This window comes from Citrobacter sp. VF227, from assembly GCF_052950715.1.
Window position 1 is genome coordinate 1 of sequence record NZ_JBRFVF010000074.1, and the last position, 850, is coordinate 850.

Annotated in this window: 1 protein-coding gene and 1 pseudogene; both read right to left on the bottom strand. The window is 61.2% G+C overall.

What is annotated here, in order from left to right; all coding sequences use genetic code 11:
- On the bottom strand, positions 1-557 hold a 557-nt coding region (locus tag ACU8YC_RS25095; RefSeq protein ID WP_446895975.1), incomplete at its 3' end, for a FimD/PapC N-terminal domain-containing protein.
- 57 nt (positions 558-614) lie between these two features.
- Positions 615-850: pseudogene (locus ACU8YC_RS25100) on the bottom strand (fimbrial protein); the annotation flags it as partial.

An 850-nucleotide genomic window follows, 5' to 3' on the forward strand; every position in this document is an offset into this window, starting at 1 on the left:
ACCCCGGCCACCGAACTGCCGGCACGACTGTGGCTGGCGTTGGCGGTGTAATTCACACGCAGGGCGCTGTGCCCGTACTCCCATTCCGTCGTCAGGGGCTTCTTCTGCAGCCCTTTCTGGGGAATGTTCATCTCCAGCGTCTGGGTGGTGAAGTCAAATGTCACCCGGGCATCGGGTAACTGTGCGACGCGATAACAGCCGCGCGCCGGATCCCTGACGTCAGAGAAAATGTCTTCACGCAGAAAAATGCCGGCCTGGTTGAGCCATTCGGGGGCCAGACAGAGCACCTGCTCATCGCTGGCCGGAATATCGAGGATACGCCGCCCGGTACGCTTCCCGTTGAGCTCCACATCCACCAGGTAACGGCCGGCGGGGAAGGTGGCGTAACTGTCCACATCCGCCATGGCATTTCCCCCCTGCATGAACGCCATGTTAAGCTGCTCGCGTCCCCACGCCTCACCGCTCATCAGGTGCAGACTGACGGAGAGCGCCAGCAGTGTCCGGTGCAGATTTTTCGTTTTCACGGGGCGCACGCCTCCCTGGCAGGGTTTTGCCATATTGAGCTCCAGTGTGATCTTTCAGAAAGACCGGTACAGACCTGTCAAGTGAACGGCTTATTCATAAGTGATAACGAAGGCCAGCTGACCGGTGTACTCGCCGGCCTCCGCTTTATCGAGTCCGGCAGGGACGGCGGCAAAGCGCAGCTGCCCCAGTGCCGCAAACGTCACCGGATACGTCACCACACGGCGATCCGGGGCATCCGTAATGGTATCTTTGTGGCTCGCCTGGTTATCCAGGGCAGAGACGTGGATACGGACCCGGTCGCCCGCGCCGGCGGTGACCACGCCGT